The sequence below is a fragment of the Bradyrhizobium sp. Leo78 genome, from assembly GCF_059512425.1.
This window is the reverse complement of the sequence record NZ_JCAMOT010000019.1, coordinates 142,404-166,627: the sequence shown is the minus strand read 5'-3', so window position 1 is coordinate 166,627 and position 24,224 is coordinate 142,404. Positions and strand designations below refer to the sequence as shown.

The following is a 24,224-nucleotide window of genomic DNA, read 5'->3' as shown; positions in this document are numbered from 1 at the left end:
TGTGGTCCTACCCCCGTGCTTTTTGTTGCACGGGACCCACGGGTGCAACCGGCACCCGGCTTTCCCTGCGCCCTCTGTTCGATGAGAGGGTGGAACGAGATGCAAACCTCGGGCGCAATGCGCCGCGAGAATGCAGAGTCACATCCTCACGCTGTTTGAAATTTGAATCAGAACCCATCCCCGTCATTGCGAGCGCAGCGAAGCAATCCATACCTCCGCGCGTGGAGAGGTGGATTGCTTCGCTGCGCTCGCAATGACGGCGTCGTCCTGGCGGTGCCGTAGGGTGGGCAAAGCGAAGCGTGCCCACCATCGCGAGCACAGCACTGGATGGTGGGCACGACGCAAGTGCGCCTTCGCCAACCCTACGGCTTTCGCGGGACGACAGCGAGAATCGTAGGACGGGTAGAGCGAAGCGAAAGCCATCATTCGGGCGGCTTGCTCCATCGCGATGGGTTTCGCTGCGCTCTACCCATTCTACGGACTGCTCCACCACAGCTTCGCGTGGTAACGCTTGGCTCCATTCCGCGCGGGTCGGTGTTGCCGGGCCCGGCTGATGTGCTATCTCCAGTGGTGTTCGAATCTTCGCCCCCTACCATAGTGCGGGCTCAGTAATGCGTAGTTGGTTTCCTCGAAGGCAAGGACTCGGCTCGTGTTACGGATGCGGTACGTGGTGGCGGTCGGCGTGCTCATGGCGCTGAACGGAACGGATGCTTTTTCTGCCGACATTGTGCGGCCGGTCGTGAAGGCGCCGCCACTGCCGTGGACCTGGAACGGCTTCTATATCGGCGGACATTTTGGCGGAGGCTCCGGCATCACCCATGTCGGTGATCCCTACGGTCCGTCGATCTATGGCGACGACATCCGTACGCCGAAGGCGCTCATCGGTGGCCAGCTTGGCTACAACTGGCAGCAGGCCGGATCACCATGGGTGTTCGGCCTCGAAGCCGATGTCTCCGCCGTCGATGTCGACGGCACCAACACCTGTCTCGCCTATTCCGGCCTGTTCGTCTCGGCGAACTGTCGTATCCGGCAGGATGTGATGGGAACGATCACCGGGCGGGTCGGCCAGGCCTTTGGGCCGGCCGGTCACTCGCTGGCCTATGTGAAAGGCGGTGCTGCGTTTCTGTCGAGCCGTTTCTCGATGACGACCAACGCTCTCGATTTCTTCGGGCGGCCGGAAGCTTCGGTGGACGCCAATGCCGTGCAGTGGGGATGGACAATCGGGCTCGGTGTCGAACACGCTCTGGCACCGGCTTGGTCGATGAAGCTGGAATACGACTATGCCAATTTCGGAAGCCGCGACATCGCGACGCCGCTCGGCGGTCTTCAGACGGCGCCGCTCGATCCAGCCAGCCTGGTCGAAACCGCTGGTCTGCCGACGGGAGTCCGGCAGGACAGCCATGTCGTCAAGCTGGGCGTGAACTATCGCCCTGGTGTTGACGCATCGCGCGGCTGGGACAATCGGCCCGCTGCTTTGCTGACGGCGACGCCGTCGGTCTCCGGGTGGTCGGCGGAAGTCGGCGCGCGTTATTGGTACAGCAGCGGTCGCTATCAGAACGATCTCGGTATGAGCACAGATCAGCCGCTGCAGAACGCGCTGATTTCACGGCTCACCTATGAGACCACAGGGCACTCCGGCGAGGTGTTCGGCCGGGTCGACAGTCCGGCCAGGGTGTTCCTGAAAGGCTTTGCCGGCGGCGGCGGGCTGACATCTGGCCACATGAACGATGAGGATTGGCTACCAACCTATCGCAACACGGCCATGGCCTACTCGAACACAGACCAGGGCAGGGTCGAGGGCACGATTGCCTATGCCACGCTGGACGTTGGATACACCCTGCTGGAAACGCCGGGCGCGAAATTCGGGGCGTTCGCAGGCTATAATTTCTATCGCGACCGCAAGGACTCCTATGGATGCGCCCAGATTGCGTATCCCGGCGGCGGCGTGATTTGCGCCGTTCCCTCGCCGACCACCGGGATCACCATCTCGCAGTCCGAAGACTGGCACTCTCTGCGCATCGGTGTGAACGGGATCGTCACGATTGCGCCCGGACTCAAGCTCACGGCCGACGCGGCCTATTTGCCCTACGTTTCCGTTTCTGGTCTCGATACGCATTACTTGCGTTCCGACGAGCCGTCGCCCTATTCCCCGGCCAACGGCACCGGGCGCGGCATGCAGCTCGAAGCCGTGCTGACCTATGACGTGACCGAGCGCTTCAGTGTCGGCGTCGGCGGCCGCTTCTGGTCGATGTGGGCGACCGATGTTTTCACGAGGGGATTCGGCAGTCCGTTTCCGACATCGACCCTCCCGATCCGCGCCGAACGCTTCGGCACGTTCCTGCAGACGTCCTACAAATTCGATGCAGTGAATTAGGAGTATCGAGAAGAACCGTGGCGCTCTCTCAATTCCCGTAAAGATAGTTCGGCAGCCACAAGGTCAGGCCAGGCCAGATATACATCAGCACCATGCAGATGATGACGATCAGCATGTAGGGCATCATGCCGGCGAAGATCTGGTTCAGCGTGACGTGCTTTGGCGCCACGCCCTTCAGATAGAAGGCCGACATCGCCACCGGCGGCGACAGGAACGCCGCCTGCAGGTTCACGAAGACCAGGACACCCCACAGGATCGGATCGATGTTGAAGTGCTTCAGCATCGGCAGGAAGATCGGCACGAAGATCACGATGATCTCGGTCCATTCCAGCGGCCAGCCCAGAATGAAGATGATCGCCTGCGACAGGATCATGAACTGGACCGGCGACATGTTGAGCGACAGCACCCAGCTCTCCAGCAGCGCCTGGCCGCCGAGGATCGCGAACACCGCCGAGAACAGCGCCGAGCCGACGAACAGCCAGCACACCATCGAGGTGGTCTTGGCGGTCAGGAACACCGCTTCCTTGGTGCGCTTCCAGTCCAGCGTCCGCGCCTGGAAGGCGAGCAGGAAGGCGCCGGCAGCGCCCACCGCTGCCGATTCGGTTGCGGTGGTGATGCCGAACAGGATCACCGCGAGCACCACGACGGTGAGGATGCCGAGCGGCATCACCGAGGAGATCAGGAGCCGCAGCACCTCGTATTGCTCGGCCTCCATGGTCCAGTAGTAGTACAACAGCAACAGGCCGCAGATGCCGGCGATGAAAGCGAAATAGGTGTAGAATTCGGGCGGCGGCCCGAGCTCCGCAGGCGCGGCCTTGGTCTGGTCCTGCAGCTCGGCGCTGCCCATCTGCTGCAGGACTTCTGGCTCGTTCTTGGTCGCAGCCCCCGATTGGCTGGCGCCGCCGCCGAGCTCTTCGAGTGTCTCTTCGGCAGGCTGTGCACCGGCGCCAAGCGGTTGCGGCGGATCCTGCAGTCGCTGCTGTATGGCAGCGGACGGCGGCGGGAGATCCGGTTGCTGGTGGATCACGACGTACCACCAGGTGGCCCACAGCATGGCCAGCGTCAGCGCCAGTGGCACCAGCGCGTAACCGAGATTGGCAAGCAGCCTCGGATAGGTGAGGCGGGCGCCGTCGGCCGTAATCTTCATCGCCCTTGCCGGTGCCAGCACGGCCGTGAGCAGCGCCGGCAGCATTTTTGGGCCGTAGGCCTGCTGCAGCTCGGCGATCCAGGTGCGGACCGGAACGCGCGTTTGGCTTTCGGGGAGCTTCGGCGCGATCTTGGGATTGAGCAGCGCCCAGCCGATGACGTAGACGAGATATAGCAGGGCAAGGAAGAAGCCCGGAAACATCGTCGCCGCGTAGAGCTTCACGACCGACTGCCCGGCGACCGCCGCATACACGATGATCATCACCGATGGCGGGATCAGGATGCCGAGCGTGCCGCCGGCGGTGATGACGCCGGACGCGAGCTTGACGTCGTAACCGGCCTTCAGCATCGGGTTGAAGGCGATGACGCCCATCAGCACGACGACCGCGCCGACCAGGCCCGAGGCGATGCCCCAAAATGTGCAGACGATCAGTGTCGCCACCGCGAGCGAAGCGGGCAGGCGGCGGAACGCGAGCTGGATCGAATAGAACATCTTGTCGACCAGCGCGCCGCGCTCCATCACATAGCCCATCAGCACGAACAGCGGGATGGAGATCAGGACGTCGTTGGTCATCGCGCCATAGGTGCGCTGGACCATCAGGTCGAAGATGTGATTGTCGCCCCAGGCCTCGCCGCCGCGGTGATAGGCGAAGAAGCCGAAGAACATGCCGAGGCCCATCAGCGTGAACGCCGTCGGGAAGCCCATCATGATGACGATCACGATGAGGACGAGCATCAACAGCCCGAGTGCCGGATCGCTCATCGTTGCAGGTCTCCGCCCATGCCGCGCTGCCGCGCGCTCTCCTCGATGTCCTGCGCATGCGCGATCGCGGCCTTGCGCGATTCCTCATCGACATATTCGCTGTGCGCGAGCTGCTCCTCGACGACGTCGATCTCGCTGACGTCACGGAGTCGGTCAGGCCAGGCGCCGGTCCTGAGGCACATGATGCAGCGCGCGATCTCAGCCGCGCCCTGCAGCAGCACCAAGGCTCCGGCGAGCGGGATCATGAACTTGAAGTGGTAGACCGGCGGGCCGTCGGCGGTCACGTTGGAATGCTCGTTGATGCGCCAGGAATCGACCGCATAATCCCAGCCGGCATAAACTAGCGCCGCGATGCCCGGCAGGAAGAACGCGAAATACAGCACGACGTCGAGCGAGGCCTGCAGGCGCGGCCGCATCGAGCTGTAGAGGAAATCGCCGCGGACATGGGCGTTCTGCGCCAGCGTGTAGGCGCCCGCGATCATGAACAGGGTGCCGTACAGCATATTGGAGGCGTCGAAAATCCACGCCGTCGGCATGTTGAGGATGTAGCGCTTGAAGACCTCGGCGCAGACAAGGCCCATCAGCCCGACAACCAGCCACGCCGCGGCCTTGCCGGTCCAGGTGCTGATGCCGTCGATCATGTACAGGAAACGCTGTGCGCTCATCTGCGTTCGCTACCGGCCGTCCGGAAGTATCGGGTTGGTGTAGAGACAGCGGAAGCGCCATCCGGGGTTCGCTGTCCCCGGATGACGCTTTCGGTCGTGCGCAGCGCCCGTCAGGTCTTTTTCTTGGCGTTCGGGCCAAAATAGTGGTTGTAGGCCATACGGCGGTTGACCACCGTGTCGTTCTCCCACTGCGTCGCGCGCTTGGCGAAGGCGAGCTGGGATTCGACGATCTCCTTGAACAGCGGGTTCTCGGCCGACTTCTTCTCGACCACCTGGTCGTAGATCTCGAGCTGCTTCTGCAGGATCGAATCCGGCGTCTTGTAGAACTTGACCTTGTCCTTGGTCTGCATCTCCTCGTAGTCCTTCGAGTAGCGATCGATCGCCTTCCAGCTCATGTCCTGGCTGGCCGCTTCGACGGCGTTGGAGATGATGGCCTTCATCTTGTCCGGCAGGGCATCGTACTTGGTCTTGTTGAACATGATCTCGAACTGCTCGGCATTCTGATGGTAGCTCTGCAGCATGCAGATCTTGGAGACGTCGGTGAAGCCGAGCACGCGGTCGGAAGTCGCGTTGTTGAACTCGGCAGCGTCGAGCAGGCCACGGTCCATCGCCGAGACGATTTCGCCGCCGGGCAGCGCGTTGACGGCGGCGCCGAGGCCGGTGAACACGTCGATGGAAATGCCGACGGTGCGGAATTTCAGGCCCTGGAAATCATCCACCTTGGACATCGGCTTCTTGAACCAGCCGAGCGGCTGGGTCGGCATCGGCCCATAGGGGAAGGAGACGACATTGGCACCGATCGAGGCGTAGAGCTTGGCGAGCAACTCCTTGCCGCCACCATATTTGTGCCAGGCCAGCAGCATGTTGGCGTCCATCGCGTAGCCCGGACCGGAGCCCCACAGTGCCAGCGCGGTCTGCTTGCCGTAGTGGTAGGCCAGCACGCCATGGCCGCCGTCGAGCGTGCCCTTCGAGACGGCGTCGAGCAGGCCGAAGGCGGGCACCACGGCGCCGGCGGGAAGCACCTCGATCTTGAGGTCGCCGCCGGTCATGTCGTTGACCTTCTTGGCGTAGTCGAGCGCGTATTCGTGGAAAATATCCTTGGCCGGCCAGGTGCTTTGCCAGCGCATGTTGATCGGGCCCTGCGCGCTGACGATGGTAGGCGCTGCAACGCTTGCTGCGGCGCCCGCGGCCGCAACCTTCAGGAAGCGGCGACGACTGGACGTACTGCCTCTATTGGATTTGGTCATGGTTTCCTCCCTGCCCTTATGATTGGCGGTCCCTTTAGGATCCGCTCTTTTTTAGGAAGGAAGACAAAGGCGTGCGCAGGAGTTTGGCAAGAACGTTCCCGATGATGCGACGCTAGGACGCGGGCCGCGAGCAACAAGCTCGCGACTGCGAGTTCGGATTTATTCCCGGCAGGAGAAGAAAAAGCTCTGGTAACGAGCCGCAGGGCTGGAGGCTCTATTAGACTTTCAGCGTAGTCGACTTCGCCCCAGCATCTCGCGATCGGGTTACCGGTCCGAGGCTTCGTCGTCGCGTCGGCGCGGCTGCGGCAGGCTGAACCCGTGATAGAGCGCCAAGACGCGAAGCAGCACACAGAGTGCCGTGCCGGGCAGCAGGGTGGCCGCGACCGGCATGCCTAGCGCGTGTCCGACCGTGACGACCGCGCTGCCCGCGAGGGCGGCCATGGCGTAGAACTCGGAATAGAGGACGATGGGCATCCGCACGGAGAGCAGGTCACGCACCATTCCGCCGCCGATCCCCGTCACCATGCCGAGGATCGTGGCCATGACAGGGGGAATGCCGTATTCGAGGGCTTTCTGTGTGCCGGTCGTTGCGAAGATGCCAAGGCCGGCCGCATCGAACAGTTCGACCGGAAAGCGCAGGCGATCGATCAGCGCCGAGAACCAGAATGCGAACAGGCCGCCGGCGGCGGAAATGGCGAGCGCATGCCAATTCGTCACGGAGGCAGGTGGAGTCGCGCCGATCAGGAGATCACGGAGAACGCCGCCGGCAACTGCGGTCACGAAGGCTAGCACGAGAACGCCGAAAATATCCATGCGTTGCCGGACGCCCGCGGCGGCGCCGCTGAGCGCGAACACCAGCGTTCCCAGGAGATTGAGGGCTTGGACCAGCGTCGCGCTTTCCATCGAGGCTCACGCTCTTACCTCGGCATCTCTGAGCCAAAGGCCGGCCGCCGTCAACATCGCCTCGATCCCCGCGCTCGCAGGGCCGGGTGAATCACTGGCGTCAAATTCGGCGCATGATTGCCATGCTCGCTGGCGGAGAAGCACAACGGCGTCTTGCAGCAGCGGAGCGCCTCGAAGAACCACGGCGCCGCGGCCGCAATCGGATCGCTCTCCGGCATCGTGAGCAGCGTCGGGCAGCGGATGAGGTCCGCGTGCCCGAGTCGGAAGCGGCCTCGGGTGTCGTCGGCGCCGCCCGTGAAGGCTGTCTGCGGCTTATTCCAATCTTCAGCGCGGCTAGGACCGCTCCGCCGTCCGCGCCCGCCGCCCCTCGATCGGATAGGCCGGATCGTTGTAGCCGGGCGTGGAAGCATGCCCGCTCACGACGAGCCGGTCGATCAGCGCCTCGTCTTCGACGGTGAAGCGATAGTCGAGCGCGCGGACGTAATCGTCCCATTGCGCTTCGGTGCGCGGACCGGCGATCACGGCGGAGACGAAGCATGAATTCAAGACCCAGGCGACCGCGAACTGCGCGGCGGTGATGCCGCGTGCTTCCGCATATTGCTTGATCTCCTGCGCAAGCTTGAGCGATTCCGGCCGCCACTCGGTCTGCATCATGCGCTTGTCGTTGCGGCCGGCGCGGGTGTCCTTGTCGGGGGTGGCATCAGCGCGATATTTGCCGGTCAGGACGCCGCGGGCGAGCGGGCTATAGGGTACCACCCCAAGGCCATAATAGCCGCAGGCCGGCAGGTGCTCGACCTCGGGCATGCGGTTCATCGCGTTGTAATAGGGCTGGCTCACGATCGGGCGGTCGAGGCCGAGCCCGTCGCAGATGTTACAGATCTCGGCAACGCGCCAGGCGCGATAGTTCGAGACGCCGAAGTAGCGCACCTTGCCCTGCCTGATCAGGTCGCCGATCGCGCGCACGGTCTCCTCCAGCGGCGTCGTGTGGTCTTCCTTGTGCAGGTAGTAGATGTCGATGTAGTCGGTGCCGAGCCGTTTCAGGCTCGCCTCCGCCGCCTGCAGCACCCAGCGTCGCGACAGCCCGCCGAAATTCGGATCGTCGCCGATCTGATTAGCGAGCTTGGTAGCGAGGACCCAGTTCTGCCTGTTGTTGGATATCGCGCGGCCCACCACCTGCTCGGAGTTTCCACCATTATAGGCATCCGCGGTGTCGATGAAGTTGACGCCGGCCTCGCGCGCCTTTGCGATGATCCGCGCCGACGTCGCCTCGTCGGTCGGGCCGCCGAACATCATGGTGCCCAGGCAGATCGGCGAAATCTTCAGGCCGCTGCGGCCGAGTTGACCGTACTGCATGTATCAAACCTCTGCGTTGTCGCGTCATTCCGGGGCGGTCCGCAGGACCGAACTCGGAATCTCGAGGTTCTCCGATGTGCAATTGCACATCGTAGTTCGATGCTTTCGCATTGCCCCGGAACGACGATCTCAGCCTACTCGCTCTTCAATATCTTGAACACGCCGTTCGCCATGGCGATGCAGCGTTTGTCGACGGTCACTTCGGTGGTGATAAAGATCAGGCTCCTGGTCGAGCGCACCACACGCGGCTTCGAGATCAAGGTTTCGCCGATCTTGCCGGCCTCCACAAAGTGCGTATCAAGCTGCACGGTCGCAAGCGCCGGCTTGCCCGAGACATAGCGGGCGGTCATGCCGCAGGTGCGGTCCGCGAAGGTCATGATCACGCCGCCTTGCACCAGGCCGCGGCGATTGTGATGCTTATCCTCGGTGATCAACGCATATTCATGCTCGTCATCGACGAGGCGCTGCCACAGCGGCCCGACCAGATGCAGGAAACCGGATGTATCGACGATCTTCCAGCCGTCGGATTTGAGCTTTTCCGCGGCATGTTTCGTCATGTGATGCTTTCCGTCCGGCGAGGCATGATATCAGGTCATTTCATCGAACGCGGGACTGTTGTAGTCAAGATCAATGGCCCGTTCATTTGATGATGCCACCCGGCGGAATATCGCAGAGCTCTGTACGGCGTTCAGGCGCCTGCCGGACGATTCTGCGCCGCTGCTCAAACGCGCGGCGGTCGCGATCGCACTCACGAGCGGCGAGGGCGACGAGACCGCATTCCTGCTCACCCGCCGTGCGGCCAGCTTGCGCAGCCACAGCGCGCAATGGGCGCTGCCCGGCGGACGCTGCGATTCCGGTGAGACACAGGCGGAAGCGGCACTGCGCGAACTGCACGAAGAGCTAGGGCTGCGCGTCAATGATGGCGACGTGCTCGGCGTGCTCGACGACTATCCGACCCGCTCGGGCTATCTGATCACTCCGGTGGTAGTGTGGGCCTCGACACGGGCGCCGATCATGCCCAACCCGGACGAGGTAGCTTCCGTCCATCGCATCACGCTTGAATCGATCGAGGCGGAGGATGCGTTCAGCTTCACCACCATTCCCGAGAGTGTCAGGCGCGTGATCCGCTTCCGCCACGCCGGCCAGCACATCCATGCGCCGACGGCCGCCTTGATCTACCAGTTCCGCGAAGTGCTGGCCGGCCGCGACACCCGCGTCGCCGATCTCGAGCAGCCGGTCTTCGCCTGGAAGTAGGGGGCCGCACGCGCAACTCTATCTCCTCACCCTGAGGAGACCGCGTAGCGGTCGTCTCGAAGGGCGACGCCACCGGCAGGGCCTCATGGTTCAAGGCGCGCTGCGCACTCCTCACCATGAGGGTCTGGCCGCGGTGTCAATCACGTCATTGCCGATGTGTAGTCCGAAGTCCGGTTGCTGATGCCAAGCATTTGGGTGACAATGCCACCATAACAACAAACATCGGGGGAGGCGTTCGGGCATGCTGTCCTGGAAGAAGCGACTTTACACTGCCATCGCCGCGCTCGCTGTCGGCGCAGCATCGCATCCCGCGCAGGCCCAGGATTATCCGAACCGGCCGATCACGCTCGTCATCCCCTTCGCGCCCGGCGGCAGCACGTCCATCGTCGGCCGCGGCATTGCCGAGAAGATGAGTGAATTGCTCGGCGAGAAGATCGTGATCGACAACCGCCCCGGCGCCGGCGGCACGGTCGGCACCAAGGCGGTCGCCAAGAGCGACCCCGATGGCTACACGCTGGTGCTCGGCTATACCGGGACACTCGCGATCGGCCCGTCGCTCTACAAGAAAGCGGGCTACGATCCGCGGAAAGATTTCGCGCCGATCGGCATGATCGGCAATGCGCCGAATTCGCTGGTCGTGCATCCGTCGTTCCCGGCCAAGAGCGTCGCCGAGCTGATCGCCTATGCCAAAGAAAATCCGGGCAAGGTCAGTTTCGGTTCGGCCGGCGCCGGCACAGCAAGCCACATCACTGGCGAATATTTCGCGCGCAGTGCCGGCATCTCGCTCGTGCATGTTCCCTACAAGGGAACGGGCCCTGCGCTGGTCGACCTCATCGGCGGGCACATCCCGATGGCATTTGCGCCGATCCCTGCCTCTCACGCCAATGTCAGCGGCGGAACGCTGCGCGCACTCGCGGTGACCAGCGTGACCCGCTCCGGTCTCCTGCCCGACGTGCCGACGATCGCCGAGGCCGGCGTTCCCGGATTCGACGCTTCGCTCTACTATGGCCTTGCGGCACCGGCCGGCACGCCGCGGCCGATCGTCGACAAGCTCAACAAGGTGCTGCGCGATGCGCTCGCCTCCGAGGAGGTGAAGCGGCAATTGGGCTCTGACGGCACCGAGATCACGCCGGGCTCGCCCGAGGATTACGCCGAGTTCATCGACAAGGACGAGAAGAAGTGGGCGCAGCTCGTGAAGGCCAGCGGCGTCGAGCCGGAGTGAGAAGCACTTGTTCTGGGCCATGGCGGGGCGTTTGGTCGCTTTTGAGTGATTCAATTCGAGGCTGACATCGCGCGCGTCCTTGCTACAAGAGAGCATGCGCCCGCCATTGATTCGCTGTTTCCCCGGATTGGTCGCGCTCGCGCTGTTCGCGGGCGCGCCGGAGGCCGTGGCGGTCGAGGCTACCACCCTTTCTGCATCCACCGCGGATGCGATGGCGCAGGCCGCAACGCCGCAGGCGATCGCCGAATATCGCCGCAAGCTGCGCGAATATCAGGAAGCGCGCGCCGCCTTCGATGAGGAGGCGGGCGCCTATTGGAGTGCGATTTCCGAGAAACGGCGCACCCGCAACGCCAAACGGCGCGAGCGACAGCCGATCACGCTCGATGATTATGTGCTCGACCAGCCGCCGCTCTATACCGGGCCGAAACGGCCGGTGAATCCGGAACCCGAAGAAGAGGAACCGTCGCGTCCACGCAGGACCATTCCTCTCGTCGCCGATTTCCTGAAGGCCGCCGCCGAGCAGTTTCAGTTCACGCCAGAGCGGCCGGCCACCGAGATCGAGTTCAAGCGCGCCTACGCCCGTTACGCGCTCGCGGCCGGCTTGACGCGCGAGCAGGCGGTGCGGGTCTATTCCTTCGAGACCGGCGGCACCGGCAATCATGATATGCAGTCGGGCTACCGCGGTCCGGGCACAAAGGCGATCTCGACCGCAATCGGCTACAATCAGTTGCTCACCACCAACACCGTCGAGTTGATCGCGCAGCAGGGCCCTGAGTTCATCAAGGTGCTGACTCAAAAGGCCGCTACGCTGTCCGGTCCCGCGCGCAAGGCGATGGATCACAAGCTCGCGGTGCTGAAGAAGATGGTGGCATTCGCACGCACGGTGCCGGACGACTGGTCGGCGCATGAGCGGCTCGCGAGCACGCCGCAGGGCTGGGCAGTCCATTCCATGGTGCTCGATATCGACGTCGGCCCGATGCTGCAGACCCACAAGCTGCTGACGTCAGTCATCTTCGCGCGGAACAAGGGCTACACCCGCCCGCTGAGCGCGGCCGAACTCGAGATGATGAACCTCACCGGAGACGGCACCGGCTACGACATGGTCACGATGCCGCAAGCGATGCGCGAGAGGGTGCCGACGTCGAACTTCTTCCAGCGCGGCGGCTACGAGCGCAACCCGGTCGCGATCCGCCACAACACGGTAGCAAAGCTGCTCGCAGTCACCGACGAGCGGATGGATTTCAACAGCAACAAGCCCGGCGCCAAGGAACTGGCGTCAGTGTTTTAGTGGCCCGCGGGCCGTAGGGTGGGCAAAGCGAAGCGTGCCCACCTTTCTTGCACCGACCGTGGATGGTGGGCACGCTGCGCTTTGCCCACCCTACAGGTTACAGCGGCATCGTCGCCTAATTCGATCCGAACATGAACTTGCCGTCGCCCTCGAGATAGGGGCCGGAGCGCATGTAGAGCTGGCCGTTCTGGCCGACGAAGAACAGCGTGCCTCTCGGCACCTTCTTGGCGCCTTTGAGCAGCAGCCCGGCATTGTTGGTCCCCATCTTGTAGGCGAGGGTCGAGCCGTCCTTGCCATAGGCGTAGCCCATGTCGGACTTCAGCTCCCAGGGTGCGGGCGATGCATCCTGTGCGAGTGCGGGAGCCGCCAGCGTCGTCAGTGCCGCTGCCGTCAAAAAAGCCGTCATCAAAAAGCTCTTGGCCTGAAATCGAGTCATGATCGTCCTCCCCAGTCGTCGCTGCCGAAACCGGCGCCCTTGCCTTGAACAAATCACGAACGTCATTATTCCGTCAATACGACGGAAGTCGTCGTGCGGCATCACGTGCAACCTGCGGGTTTGTGATTTCCTGCTTCGCGACTATGTTGCCGTTTCCATCTACAAACGCATGATTGCGAAAAGTTTGATAGGGATGATTCGAATGACCCCCGGCATGAACATCAGTTTCGGTATTGCGCTCTCGCTGATGACGATGGCCACCGCGGCTTATGCCGACGAATTCAAGCTTTCCAACAACCAGCGCATCGCCTGCAGCCGGGGATTGTCCGCCGGCAAGCTCAACACTGCGACCTGCAAGTCCTACGCCTATCTGTTCAACATCAAGACCTCGGAATATTTCCGCTGCCAGGTCTCGCTGGCGCTGACGCGCGACAACAAGGAGGTTATCAACGTGCAGGCCGATGGCGGCTGCACCAAGCGGCCGCGCATCTTCGACACCGATGGCAATTACTCCTTCGATGCCACCGAAACTGAACCGCCGAACACCAACTCGTTCTTCGGTCCCGGCGGCTATTCGGTCTGGGCCAGCGACAACAATGTGCAGAAGGTGCGCGGCTGCATCACGATCTCCTCCGGCCTCGGCTCGGATATCTCGAAATGCATCGACATGACGTTCCAGTGAACGTCACGATTTCGATTCAGCGCTCGCGGCAGGGGAAGGCCGCGAGCGGGCGAACTTCTTCACTCCCATCGGCTTGCCGAACAGATAGCCTTGCACCAGGTCGAAGCCGACCGCATGGGCGGTGAGGAAGTCGGCGCGGGTCTCGACGCCCTGGGCGAGCGCCCGTGCGCCGTGGTCGTGGGCAAGCTCGACGACATGTTTGCACACGGTCTGCTTCAGCCGGTCGTCGGCGGCGCCGGTGACGAATTGATGATCGATCTTCAGTTCGACGAAGGGGAAGTTCTTTAGACCCATCAGCGATGGCCACTCCGTGCCGACCTGGTCGACCGATATCGCGATGTTGTGGAACCGCACCTGCCGCGCGACCTCGATCACGAGGTCCAGGTTCTCGATCACCTCGGCGCTTCCGATCTCGAGCAGCAGGCCGCCGAACGCGGGATGCTGCGGCACGCGGCGGCATAATTCGCGCACGGCTTGCGGATCGCTCAGGAACGATACCGGCAGGTTGATCGAGAGGTCCACCGGTCCTTTCTGCTCCAAGAGATAGTGCCAGTCCTCGATGGCGCGACCGACCACGAATTCGGACAGCGCTTGGAAATGCGGATCGCTTTCATCGGGAATGAAATAGGCCGGCGGCACCACACCCCACGCCGGATGCCGCATCCTGACCAGGGCCTCCGCGCCCGCGGGCACCAGCGTGCGCAAGTTGATCTTCTGCTGGTACCACAATTCGAGCCAGCCGGCCTTGAGCGCTTCTGCCACATCGACCGCGGGGCTCGGCGCGGGCTCCTGCGGCAGCAGCATCGCAACGCTGTCCCGCAGCGTTCCGGCGCCGAACGGCGTCGCCAGCGGCGGCAGCATGGCTACGCCGTATTCTTCGCCAATTTGCCTGACCGCTTTTACCATAATCGACTCGGGCGGGCCGATGACGAGAACCTTGCCGGCGAAATTCTTTCTGACGAGAACCTCCAGAATCCTGCCGACCTCGATCCCGTTGACGGAGACACCGAGCACAAGCAGGTCGGGCCGATGCGCGTCCAGCGCGCCATCCAGTTCGGTGGCCTCGCCGCACTCCGAGGTGATGAAGCCGAGATCCTCGAGAGCATCAGAAAGAAAGGTACGAAGGTGCTTCTTGCTATCGGCGACGCAAGCCCGCGGCGTCAATTTGCGATGACCGAACCAGCCGGGTCGTGCGTATTCCTTGGGGTTGATTTGATTCATGCCCGCCCTTTCCCGTGATGTCGATTTGACTCGTACATCTCCGTGGCGGCCTTAATCGGGAAATTTGAGGACCCTCCTTTCAAATCCCCATGAATGCTTAGGTAGGGTTAAAGAGACAAATAAAGCTAAAATTGTAATGAATAATCGAAGCAGATCAGCGCATCGGCGGCCCCAAATGCCGTGCTCCGACGCCATTCGGTCCGAACTGCTCGCGAGCGATTGCAATGGTGCGCCGCCGCGTCGTTTCGCGGCGGCAGCACGCGTTAATGTCTGTGGTTGTTTATCGTTGTCGCCGTGATCGATTCCCGTTTTGAGAATAGCGTTCACGTGATCGCCGCCGCTACCGATCGTTCTTTATTCGAGCATGATCTTTTCGGAAAACCGGTCTCCACTTTTCCGGATCATGCTCTAGTGCCCCATGCGCGCCGAAGCCGGGTGACCCGGCACCTTGAAGCGTTTTCCGGTGTCGCTAACCTTCCCACCATCGACTTTCAGGATCGAGAAATCCTGAGTCAGGTAATTTCCGGCCAGCAGGTACTTGCCGTCCGGCGTGAACACGACGGCTTCGGGCAAGCCACCGACCTCGATGTCCTGAGTCTTGGTCACCTTCTTGCCGTCGATCTTCAGCACCGTGAGGCTGCCGTCCTTGTGATAGTAGTACGCATTCTTCATGTTGGAGCCGCGCAAAATGGCGGCGACAGCGAGATCTCCCTTCGGCGAAATCGCAAAGCCCTCGGGACCGTCGCCGACCACCACACGATCGATGATGCGCGGCGGACTGGCTTCGAGATCGATCACGCTCGTGGTGTCGACGCTGCCGTCGGATGAGCCGGCGCCGCCATTGTCGGCCGTCAGTGCGAGTTTGCCGTTCGGCGTCACCGCGACATTGTATGGCCATTGGCCCGTCGGCAGATCGACCTTGTTGTAGGTGACCTTGTCTCCGGCAATATCGAGCACCGAGACCTTGTGCGCGGGGAAGCGGACAGCGAGCACCCGCTTGCCGTCCGGCGTGAACGCCACATGGGCGACGCTGTCGGGCAACGCAATGGTGTCGGTGACCTTGACGTCGGTCCCATTGATCGAGAGCACGCTAACGGAATTGTCGCCGCGATTGGCAACCAACGCCATCTTGCCGTCCGGACTGATGCTGAGCCCGGACGGCTGCTTGCCGACGGTCACGGTTGCTGCCAGCTTCGGCGGGTTGGCCTTGAGATCGATGACATAGACCTTGTTGTCCGGCACCTGCTTCAGCGCATCGCCGTCCTTGGTCACATCGACTGAATCGGCGACGAGAGCGATCGAGCCGGTCGGGTCGATGTCGAGATTGACCGGCGGTCCCACCACCGAATTCTTCAGCGGCAGTGAGGCGACGGTCTTGGGATTGTCGGGATTGGCGAGATCGAGGATGAGAACCTGGTCCTTGCCGGGCGCCGACAGGATCGGTTTTCCATCGTCATCCCATAACACCTTCTCGTCGAGCCCGACGATCATGAAAGGTTTCGCATGGGCGGGATTGAACGTGAGATTGCAGAGCAGGACTGCGGCTCCCAAAGATAGTCCGACGGCGCGGTAAGCAGGCATTGGCGTTTCTCCCGGTTGCGCCGGCCACTGGCGGGCCGGTTTCGCGCAGGGAAAATTAAGCAGGGAATACGATCCTTGCCAATGGCCGAACTGACGTGCGTGTTGGCGCTCGGTTCTATACGTCGTCTGGATCGGGTGACCGACGCGCCCCGTCGGCCGATGTCCCGGCCCTGCTATGGGAGAGTAATGCCGTCGTCACTCCGGCTGGATGCCCGCGAATTTGGCGACCTTGCCCCATTTCTCGGTCTCCGCCAGCACGTAAGCCTGCATGTCCTGGGCCGAGCCGCCGACGGGGTCGGCGCCGAGCTTGCGCAGGCGTGCAATCCCGTCCTCGGTCTTGAGGAATTTGTCGACGCTCGCGTTGAGGCGGTCGATGATCTCCTTCGGCGTCTTCGCAGGAGCCGCGATCGTGAACCAGGAGGCGGCCTCATAGCCGGGCACGCCCGCCTCCGCGATCGTCGGAAGATCGGGCAGCAGCGGCCAGCGCTTGGAGGTGGACACCGCAAGCGGACGGATCTGTCCGGCTTCGGCGAAGGGCTGCGCGGCGGGGAGGTTGTCGATCATTAGATGCACGCGGCCGGCGATCAGGTCGGTCAATGCCGGCGCGCTGCCCTTATACGGCACATGCGTGATCTCGACCCCGGTCATCGAGCGGAACAGCTCGGTCGAGACATGCGCGGTGCTGCCGAGCCCAGGCGTGCCGTAGAACAATTCGCCACGCTTCGACTTGGCGTAGTCGATCAGTTCGGCGACCGACTTCACCGGCAGCGAATTGGTGACCGAGCAGAGATTGGGCACCCGCGCGATGATGATGACCGGCGCGATATCCTTCAGCGGATCGAACGGCATGTTCCTGAACACGAACGGATTGATCGCATGCGTGCCGGGCGTGCCCACGAGGAAGGTGTAACCGTCGGGATCGGCCTTGGCGACGGCGTCGGCCGCGATATTGCCGCCGGCGCCGGTCTTGTTCTCGACGATGAACTGTTGGCCGAATTCCTCGGAGACCTTGGCCGCGACCACGCGGGCCAGGATGTCGGTGGTGCCGCCGGCGGCAAACGGCACCAGGAGCTTGACCGGCCGCGTCGGCCATTCGGCGGCGCGCGCCAGCCGCGGCAGCATTGATGCGCCGGCAAGCGCGGCGGTGCCTCGCAGCAGCGAGCGGCGGCTAAGATTTGACGAAGCGACGGTCGAAGAAGGCATTTGGAGGTCCTTGAGCGATGCGGAAGGATAGGCGCCGAAAAATCGAGCGGCGCACGATGGCGCCGCTCAGCGGTGGTCAGGAATTGTGGTTGAGGCGTGTCATAGCGTTTTCGAGCGAAGTGGATACCGGTTCGCGTGAAGAAAACGCGTCAAAACAAAAGAGCTAGCCGTCGATGCCCTTTTCCTTGAAATACTTCAATGCGCCCGGATGGAACGGGATCGGGGAGCGATCCTGGCGCTGGTTGTCGAGCGAGAAGCTCTCGGCTTCCTTGTGCACGGCGACGATGTCGGCCTTCTTTTCCACCAGCGTCTTGACGATCGTGTAGGCATCGTCGTTGCTCATCTTGTCCCCGGTGACAACCAGGTTCCAGACCTCGGTGATGGAATTGTCCTTGTCGTAGCCCGGATACGAGCCTGCCTTGATCTTGCTGGCGGAGTAGAGCTTGCCGTATTTGGCATTCATCTTCTCGGCCAGGTCGCCATGATCGATCAGCTTCATCTTGACGCCGGGGGTCGCCGCGAGGTCGGTCACCGCCGCGGTCGGGATGCCCCCGACCCAGAAGAAGGCATCGATCTTGCCGTCTTTGATGGCGTTGACGGATTCGGCGACGCCGAGCCGCTCGCGCTTCATGTCCTTGTCCTTGTCGAGGCCGGCGGCTTCGATGACGCGGAATGCCATCACTTCGGTGGCGCTGCCGGGCGAACCCGTCGAGACGCGCTTGCCCTTGAAGTCCGCCATGGTCTGGATGCCGGTGCCCTCGACGGTCACCACATGCATGCGGTTCGGATAAACGACGAGGAGGGCCTGCAGCGGCACCTTGTTGTTCTTGAACTTGTCCTGGCCCTGCAGTGCGTCGAGCGCGGCATCGGCCATGGTGAAGCCCATTTCGCTCTGCCCGGTGCCGATCAGCTTGAGATTGTCGACCGAGCCGCCGGTGACCTCGGCGGTGGCCTGCACATTGGGAAGATTCTTCGAGAGCACGTTGGCGATAGCGCCGCCGAGCGGATAGTAGACGCCGCCGGTGCCGCCGGTGCCGATCGACATGATCTTCTGCTGCGCATGAACGATGCCCGCAAAGGCGAGACCGGCCGAGATCGTCACAGCCAGCATCGCCACGGTCTTTTTCAGTTTCTTCATCCTGTCACTCCCTCATTAAATCGTAAGCGCCGGTTCCTTCGGCGTCGGTGTTCTCGCCTGCCACAGCAGCACGCCGAGGCCTATGATCAGACCTGGCACGTAGGTGTAGCTGATATCGCGGCCGATCATCCATTCGACGATCGCCTCGATCAAACTCGGAAACACCAATAGCAATCCGGATAGCAGAAGCAGGCCGCGTTCGATCGGCGTAGTTTGTCGCAGGGCCCAGTTCTGGGCAAATGCGGCAAGCGCCAGCAGCCCGAGCGTCGCCTTGATCGTGATTTCGAGGATATCGACCCACGAGCCGCCTTTGGGGATCGCCAGCAGGAGGCCGACGCCCTGCGGGTCGAGCACGAACACGAACGGCACCAGGAAGGCCGGCAGCGTGTATTTCCACGATTGCAGCGTCGTGCGGTAGGGATCGCCGCCGGTGATGGCGGCAGCCGCAAACGGCGACAGCGCTGTCGGCGGCGACACCTCCGACAGCACGGCGTAATAGAAGATGAACATGTGCGCGGCGTAATCGGGCACGCCGAGCTTGATCAGCGCCGGCGCTGCGATCACGGCGCAGATGATGTAGGAGGCGGTCACCGGCACCGCGAGACCGATGATCCAGACGATCAGCGAAGTGTAGATCGCGGTCAGTAGCAGGCTGCCGCCGGCATAGCTGATCACGATCGACGAGAATTTCAGGCCGAGGCCTGTCAGCGTCACGATGCCGACGACGATGCCGGCGCATGCACAGGTGGTCGCGGCATTGAGCGCGCCGATCGAGCCGTCGGCCAGCGCCTTCACCAGCTTCGTGGGCACCAGCGCCGTTTCCTTCCGCAGGAAGCTCAACGCGAAGGTGACCACAACGGCGTAGAACACCGACAGTGACGGCGAATAGCCGATGATCATGAACACGACCACGGCGGCCAATGAGACGAAGTGAAAGCCGTAGCGCTTGGTCATCTGGCCGAGCGTCATCTCAGGCTTGAAGTTGACGTCCTTGGCGCCGAATTTGCGGGCATCCAGTTCGACCATGAACAGCAGCGACATGTAATAGAGGCAGGTCGGGATGGTCGCCATCCAGATCACGTCGAGATAGCTGATCTTGAGAAACTCGGCGATCAGGAACGCGGCCGCCCCCAGCACCGGCGGCGACAGGATCGCGCCGAGGCCACCGGCCGCCAGCAATCCGCCGGCGGCGTTTTTCTCAAAGCCCGCTTTGGCCAGCATCGGATAGGCCACAGTGCCGATCATCACGGTGGTGGCAACGCCCGAACCCGATGGGCCGCCGAGCAGGAACGAGGACAGCACGACCGTCCGTCCTGCGCTGTTCGGCTTGCCGCCCATCAGCGCCAGCGAGAAGTCGATGAAGAACTTCCCGGCGCCGGATTGCTGCAGGAATGCGCCGTAGATCGTGAACAGGATGATCAGGGTAGCCGACACGTCGACGGCGACGCCGAAAATGCCTTCCAGCGTGATGAAGAGATGGCCGACCAGACGGGACAGGTCGTAGCCGCGGTGGGTCCACGGCGCCGGCAGATGCGGACCGAGCATCGCATAGGCGATGAAGAACAGCGACACCACGGGCATGATGGGTCCGGTGGTGCGCCGCGTCGCCTCGAGCAGCAGCACGATGAAGACAATGCCGACGATGACATCCAGGTGGTCGGGCGTGGTGGCGCGGTCGGTGAAATCCTCGCCGCCCCACAGCGCATAGACGATGGTTGCGACCGCAACGATGCCCGGCACGATGTCCCACCAGCGGACGCGGTTGCGAAACCGCGTGGCGAGCGGAAACAAGAGGAAGCTCAGCACCAGCGTGAAGGCGACATGGGTATAGCGGAGTTCCTGGGTCGGAACGATCGCGTAGGCCGCATAGAGGTGGAACAGGCTCATGACCACCGCGATCGTGGTCGAAATGCGTCCTGCCCATCCCATCAGGCGGTTGGTCGCGCCTTCCTCGGCCTCTACGAAGGTTTCCGCTTTCTGCAGCGCCTCCTCGGAGATGGCGACGACTTCGTCATTGGACGACGATTTGCCTGACGGTCGGCCTTCTGTGGTCATGCTTCCCCCAGTACGCTCTCTCTAACCCGGCTGGACGGCCGGGTCTTGGGCGGCGCATTCATGCTGGTTTGGGGCAAACGTTGCAAGGGGCATCGCGCCTGCGACTTTCGGATGATGTGCGGAGTGTGCATCGGGCACATCAGCCGGACTGGGTTGACCGCGGGCGCCTGGCTGCAATACGAACACTAACAAGGGGAGAAGCCAATGGATCGGCTCAAGGGCAAAATCGCGATGGTGGTCGGCGCCGGCTCGATCGGGCCGGGCTGGGGCAACGGCAAGGCGACCGCCGTCACCTTTGCGCGCGAGGGTGCCAGCGTGTTCTGCGTCGACCGTAACGCGGCCGCCGCGGAAGAGACGGCCGGCATCATCACCGGCGAGGGCGGCAAGGCGGCAGCGTTCACCGCAGACGTCTCACGTGCGGCCGACGTCGAGGCGATGGTCGCCGCATGCCTGAAGACGTATGGCCGCATCGACGTGCTCGACAACAATGTCGGCATCGCCGAGATGGGCAGCGTGGTCGAGGTGAGCGAGGCGGAATGGGACCGCGTGTTCGCCGTCAACCTCAAGAGCGCCTATCTTGCCATGAAGCACGTGATCCCGGTGATGCAGAAGCAGGGCGGCGGCTCGATCATCAACATCTCCTCGATCGCCTCGATCCGCCATCTCGGCATCTCCTACGTCACCTATGCCACCACGAAGGCGGCGATGAACCAGATGACGCGCACCAGCGCGGTGCAGTTCGCGCGCGACCATGTGCGGGTGAACGCGATCCTGCCCGGTCTGATGAAGACGCCGATGGTGGCGCATTCCGCCGGCCTCGCCGCCAGCTATTCCGCGGGCGACGTGGAAGCGATGTGGCGCGCCCGCGACGCGCAGGTGCCGATGGGCCACATGGGCGACGCCTGGGACGTCGCCAACGCTGCCTTGTTCCTGGCTTCGGATGAATCGAAATACGTCACCGGCATTGAGCTCGTCGTCGACGGCGGCGTGACGCTGAAGGTGAGCTAATTGTCGTCCCGGCTCAAGGCCGGGACGACGCAAGATCACGCCTCCGCGCTCAATTCGGCACGGTCGAGCTCTTCCTCGACCAGATGAAATGCGTCGTCGCCGATCTCCTCAGAGTCGCGCAGCGTCAAGAGCGATTGCCGGGCGGCGCTGATCGCGCGGCGCCTTAAGGGATCGGCGGGAAGCTCGCTCGATGTGACGCCGCCGCTCGGATCGGTCTCGGCGCGCATCAGAAGCGCGCGGTATTCCAGCCTGAGGATCTCGGCCTCCTCGGACGGATCGCCGTCGATCTCCTCCAGCGCGGCGCGAAAGGCCGTGGCGCGGGCGCGCGCCGCCTCGGCCGTCACCGGATCGTCGTCCTTCAGACGCAGCGCCAGGATCAAGGGCCGCAAGGTCAAGCCCTGGATCACCAGCGTTCCAAACACCACCGAAAAGGCGGTCAGCAGGATCAGGTCGCGATACGGGAAATCCTCCGGCAACGCAAAGGCGGCCGCCAGCGTGACGATGCCGCGCATGCCGCACCAGGAAACGACGAAGCCGCTCTTGATTGTCGGCGGCGGCGCCGTGCGCGAGGGGTGGAATAGCCCCCATGCCACCAGTCGCCGAAAGACGACGCCATAGCTCATCACCCACGCGATGCGCGCGAGAATCACGGCCGCCAGCACGCTCGCGGCAAAGATGCAGTATTCCATGCGCACGTAGGCGTCGAGCCCGGCCCAGATCGGCTTGAGCTGCATCCCGATGAACATGAAGGCGAGCACGTTGAGCACGAATACCACGGTCTCCCACACCGCATAGGACGGGACACGCAGCCGGGCCGGAGTTCGCGCCGGTGCGGTGCGGGCCAGCGTGATGGCGAAGACCACGATGGTGAGAATGCCGGAAAGGCCGATCCGCTCGGCGATGATCCAGATCATGAACGTGCCGCCGAACTGGGTGATGATCGCGCTCGGCGCGTAGCTGATCCGTTGCGTCAGCAGTGCCGAAATCCTCGCGAAGAGAAAGCCGGCGAGCAGGCTGCCGACGAGCGCCCATGCTACCGCGGGCGCGAATTCGTGCAGCTTCGCATGCTCGATCGCCACGGCGCCCACGGCGATGCGATAAATCAGCAGCGCGCTGGCGTCATTGAGCAGGCTCTCGCCTTCGAGGATTTTCAGGAGCCGATAGGGCAGCTTGACCTGGCGCAGGATTGCGACTGCGGCAGCGGCATCCGGTGGTGCCACGATGGCGCCGAGCGCGATCGCCGCGGCCCATGGCATGTCCGGCTTGAACCAGTGCGTCACCAGGGTGACGGCGGCGGTGGTGGTTCCTACCGCCGCCAGCACCAGCATCGTCACCGGCAACCAGTTGTTGCGGAGGTCCCGCAGCGAGGTGTCGAACGCTGCATCCACCAGCACCGGCGCCACGAACAGTGCCAGCGCGAGGCTGGGTTCCAATGTCCAGGATGGCCCCGACGGCAGGAAGGTCAGGAGCACGCCGCCGATCGCAAGAAAGGTCGGATAGGGCACGTTGATACGTCGCGCCACCGCCGACAGCGGAATGGCGACGAGCAGCAGGACGATGATCCATTCGAAGGTTGACACGCGTCAAATTCCCGTTGGCGGACGTCGGCTAATCTAGCATCAGTTTGCGAGCCCATGGGCAAGCGCGAAATCGCGACAAATCTCCCGCTGTGCGGAGTATGCGTCGTTTGCTACCATCGGGCCGAGATCAAGAATTCCTTCCGGACCAATCGATGCAACCGTGGCTCTTCATCCGACGCGCTCTCGTCGCGTCGAGCCTTTGCATGGCGCTTGCGCAGCATGCATTCGCAACCGGCGTAGAGCCGCTCAAGGATGTGCAGGCCGATCCTGCGCCATGCCTCACTGCTGCTGGTGCTGACGATAACGACAAGGCCGTCGAACTCTGCACGGCGCTGATTGACAATGAAAACACCGTCAAGGCCGATCGCGTCAAGGCGCTGATCGCGCGTGGTGAGGCCTATGCCCGCAAGGACATGGTCGACCGCGCGATCTCCGACTACGACGCGGTGCTGAGGCTGGATCCGACGCTTGCCGATAGCTTCAATGCGCGCGGCGAGCTCTGGCGCAAGAAGGGCGACCGGCCCAAGGCGCTCGCTGATTTCGGCGCGGCGATCAAGCTGAACCCGGATCACGCCGCGGCGCGCGCGAACTACAAGTCGTTGGCGCTCGAATTGGAGCGCCTGGGCGCGCTGATGGCCGTTGCCGGCAAGCCAAGTTTCAATTGTGCCAAGGCGCACCGCGCGGTGGAGAAGGTCATCTGCGGCAATCCGGAACTCGCCGATCTCGATCGCGAGATCTTTGCGGCGAATGCCAGGGCGATCCGCGAGGCCGAGAATCCGCGTGCCGCCCGCGCCCTGCAGCGCGAGCAGGACGAATTCATCGCCCGCCGCAACGCCCAGTTCGGCCGTCCCGGCTACGACCTGCAGAAGGCGATGAAGCAGCGCCTCCAGAAGCTGAACGGGGTTGACGGGTATTAGGATGGCGCTGGCTGAACGGAGCGCTCTTTTCGGCTTGAATCATGACCGCTCTCCGTGACAATGCGGTCAAAGACGATGAACTAGCCGCTTGCGTCATGCCCGGCCTTGTGCCGGGCATCCACGTCCTTCCCGGCGAGGAAGCAACGTGTGGACGGCCGGGACGAGCCCGGCCATGACGGGGAGAAGGA

At 63.1% G+C, this 24,224-nt stretch carries 20 protein-coding genes; 7 read left to right on the top strand and 13 right to left on the bottom strand.

Annotation, left to right across the window (positions count from 1 at the left end; genetic code table 11):
- Window positions 1-658: 658 nt before the first annotated feature.
- Window positions 659-2,374, top strand: a complete 1,716-nt coding sequence (locus AC5ZG1_RS23750; protein ID WP_496134224.1) for an outer membrane beta-barrel protein — start codon at window positions 659-661, stop codon at window positions 2,372-2,374.
- Window positions 2,375-2,402: 28 nt separating this feature from the next.
- Here AC5ZG1_RS23750 and AC5ZG1_RS23745 read toward each other — a convergent pair whose 3' ends face one another.
- From AC5ZG1_RS23745 to AC5ZG1_RS23720, 6 genes are all read right to left on the bottom strand, one after another.
- Window positions 2,403-4,283, bottom strand: a complete 1,881-nt coding sequence (locus AC5ZG1_RS23745; protein ID WP_496134221.1) for a TRAP transporter large permease — start codon at window positions 4,281-4,283, stop codon at window positions 2,403-2,405.
- Window positions 4,280-4,948 (bottom strand): TRAP transporter small permease subunit, encoded by a 669-nt coding sequence (locus AC5ZG1_RS23740; protein WP_496134220.1) that lies wholly within the window; start codon window positions 4,946-4,948, stop codon window positions 4,280-4,282. The genes AC5ZG1_RS23745 and AC5ZG1_RS23740 overlap by 4 nt, the downstream gene beginning before the upstream one ends.
- A gap of 110 nt (window positions 4,949-5,058) precedes the next feature.
- A complete protein-coding gene (locus AC5ZG1_RS23735) occupies window positions 5,059-6,195 on the bottom strand; it encodes a TRAP transporter substrate-binding protein (RefSeq protein WP_496134219.1) in 1,137 nt (378 codons plus the stop codon).
- Window positions 6,196-6,459: 264 nt separating this feature from the next.
- Window positions 6,460-7,098, bottom strand: a complete 639-nt coding sequence (locus tag AC5ZG1_RS23730; RefSeq protein WP_496134218.1) for a trimeric intracellular cation channel family protein — start codon at window positions 7,096-7,098, stop codon at window positions 6,460-6,462.
- Between the two features lie 333 nt (window positions 7,099-7,431).
- Window positions 7,432-8,451, bottom strand: a complete 1,020-nt coding sequence (locus AC5ZG1_RS23725; protein WP_496134217.1) for an aldo/keto reductase — start codon at window positions 8,449-8,451, stop codon at window positions 7,432-7,434.
- Between the two features lie 134 nt (window positions 8,452-8,585).
- Window positions 8,586-9,008 (bottom strand): PaaI family thioesterase, encoded by a 423-nt coding sequence (locus AC5ZG1_RS23720; RefSeq protein ID WP_130229582.1) that lies wholly within the window; start codon window positions 9,006-9,008, stop codon window positions 8,586-8,588.
- Between the two features lie 73 nt (window positions 9,009-9,081).
- On the opposite strand from AC5ZG1_RS23720, the gene AC5ZG1_RS23715 reads away from it, so the two are divergent.
- The 3 genes from AC5ZG1_RS23715 (at window position 9,082) to AC5ZG1_RS23705 (ending at window position 12,215) form a co-directional block, all read left to right on the top strand.
- A complete protein-coding gene (locus AC5ZG1_RS23715; protein ID WP_496134216.1) occupies window positions 9,082-9,705 on the top strand; it encodes an NUDIX hydrolase in 624 nt (207 codons plus the stop codon).
- Between the two features lie 241 nt (window positions 9,706-9,946).
- Window positions 9,947-10,927 (top strand): Bug family tripartite tricarboxylate transporter substrate binding protein, encoded by a 981-nt coding sequence (locus tag AC5ZG1_RS23710; RefSeq protein WP_496134215.1) that lies wholly within the window; start codon window positions 9,947-9,949, stop codon window positions 10,925-10,927.
- 94 nt (window positions 10,928-11,021) lie between these two features.
- A complete protein-coding gene (locus tag AC5ZG1_RS23705) occupies window positions 11,022-12,215 on the top strand; it encodes a hypothetical protein (protein WP_130229579.1) in 1,194 nt (397 codons plus the stop codon).
- A 115-nt stretch (window positions 12,216-12,330) separates the two neighbouring features.
- Here the strand turns inward: AC5ZG1_RS23705 and AC5ZG1_RS23700 are convergent, their stop codons facing one another.
- The gene (locus AC5ZG1_RS23700; protein ID WP_165435540.1) at window positions 12,331-12,651 is read right to left on the bottom strand and encodes a hypothetical protein; all 321 of its coding nucleotides are present in this window, start codon (window positions 12,649-12,651) and stop codon (window positions 12,331-12,333) included.
- Between the two features lie 202 nt (window positions 12,652-12,853).
- On the opposite strand from AC5ZG1_RS23700, the gene AC5ZG1_RS23695 reads away from it, so the two are divergent.
- Window positions 12,854-13,333 (top strand): hypothetical protein, encoded by a 480-nt coding sequence (locus tag AC5ZG1_RS23695; protein ID WP_496134214.1) that lies wholly within the window; start codon window positions 12,854-12,856, stop codon window positions 13,331-13,333.
- Window positions 13,334-13,336: 3 nt separating this feature from the next.
- On the opposite strand, the gene AC5ZG1_RS23690 is transcribed toward AC5ZG1_RS23695, so the two are convergent.
- The 5 genes from AC5ZG1_RS23690 to AC5ZG1_RS23670 form a co-directional block, all read right to left on the bottom strand.
- On the bottom strand, window positions 13,337-14,554 hold the full coding sequence (locus AC5ZG1_RS23690) for an EAL domain-containing response regulator (protein WP_130229578.1): 1,218 nt from the start codon (window positions 14,552-14,554) through the stop codon (window positions 13,337-13,339).
- Between the two features lie 408 nt (window positions 14,555-14,962).
- Window positions 14,963-16,135: a beta-propeller fold lactonase family protein gene (locus AC5ZG1_RS23685; RefSeq protein ID WP_496134213.1), complete on the bottom strand. Its 1,173-nt coding sequence runs from the start codon at window positions 16,133-16,135 to the stop codon at window positions 14,963-14,965.
- A 195-nt stretch (window positions 16,136-16,330) separates the two neighbouring features.
- A complete protein-coding gene (locus tag AC5ZG1_RS23680; RefSeq protein ID WP_456643616.1) occupies window positions 16,331-17,338 on the bottom strand; it encodes a Bug family tripartite tricarboxylate transporter substrate binding protein in 1,008 nt (335 codons plus the stop codon).
- Window positions 17,339-17,501: 163 nt separating this feature from the next.
- Window positions 17,502-18,476 (bottom strand): TAXI family TRAP transporter solute-binding subunit, encoded by a 975-nt coding sequence (locus tag AC5ZG1_RS23675; protein WP_130229695.1) that lies wholly within the window; start codon window positions 18,474-18,476, stop codon window positions 17,502-17,504.
- A gap of 15 nt (window positions 18,477-18,491) precedes the next feature.
- Window positions 18,492-20,531, bottom strand: a complete 2,040-nt coding sequence (locus AC5ZG1_RS23670) for a TRAP transporter permease (protein ID WP_496134212.1) — start codon at window positions 20,529-20,531, stop codon at window positions 18,492-18,494.
- Between the two features lie 204 nt (window positions 20,532-20,735).
- On the opposite strand from AC5ZG1_RS23670, the gene AC5ZG1_RS23665 reads away from it, so the two are divergent.
- Window positions 20,736-21,539: an SDR family NAD(P)-dependent oxidoreductase gene (locus tag AC5ZG1_RS23665; RefSeq protein WP_455998189.1), complete on the top strand. Its 804-nt coding sequence runs from the start codon at window positions 20,736-20,738 to the stop codon at window positions 21,537-21,539.
- Between the two features lie 35 nt (window positions 21,540-21,574).
- On the opposite strand, the gene AC5ZG1_RS23660 is transcribed toward AC5ZG1_RS23665, so the two are convergent.
- Window positions 21,575-23,119, bottom strand: a complete 1,545-nt coding sequence (locus tag AC5ZG1_RS23660; protein ID WP_130229698.1) for a cation:proton antiporter — start codon at window positions 23,117-23,119, stop codon at window positions 21,575-21,577.
- A 203-nt stretch (window positions 23,120-23,322) separates the two neighbouring features.
- On the opposite strand from AC5ZG1_RS23660, the gene AC5ZG1_RS23655 reads away from it, so the two are divergent.
- On the top strand, window positions 23,323-24,036 hold the full coding sequence (locus AC5ZG1_RS23655) for a tetratricopeptide repeat protein (RefSeq protein WP_456643612.1): 714 nt from the start codon (window positions 23,323-23,325) through the stop codon (window positions 24,034-24,036).
- The last annotated feature ends 188 nt before the right edge of the window (window positions 24,037-24,224 follow it).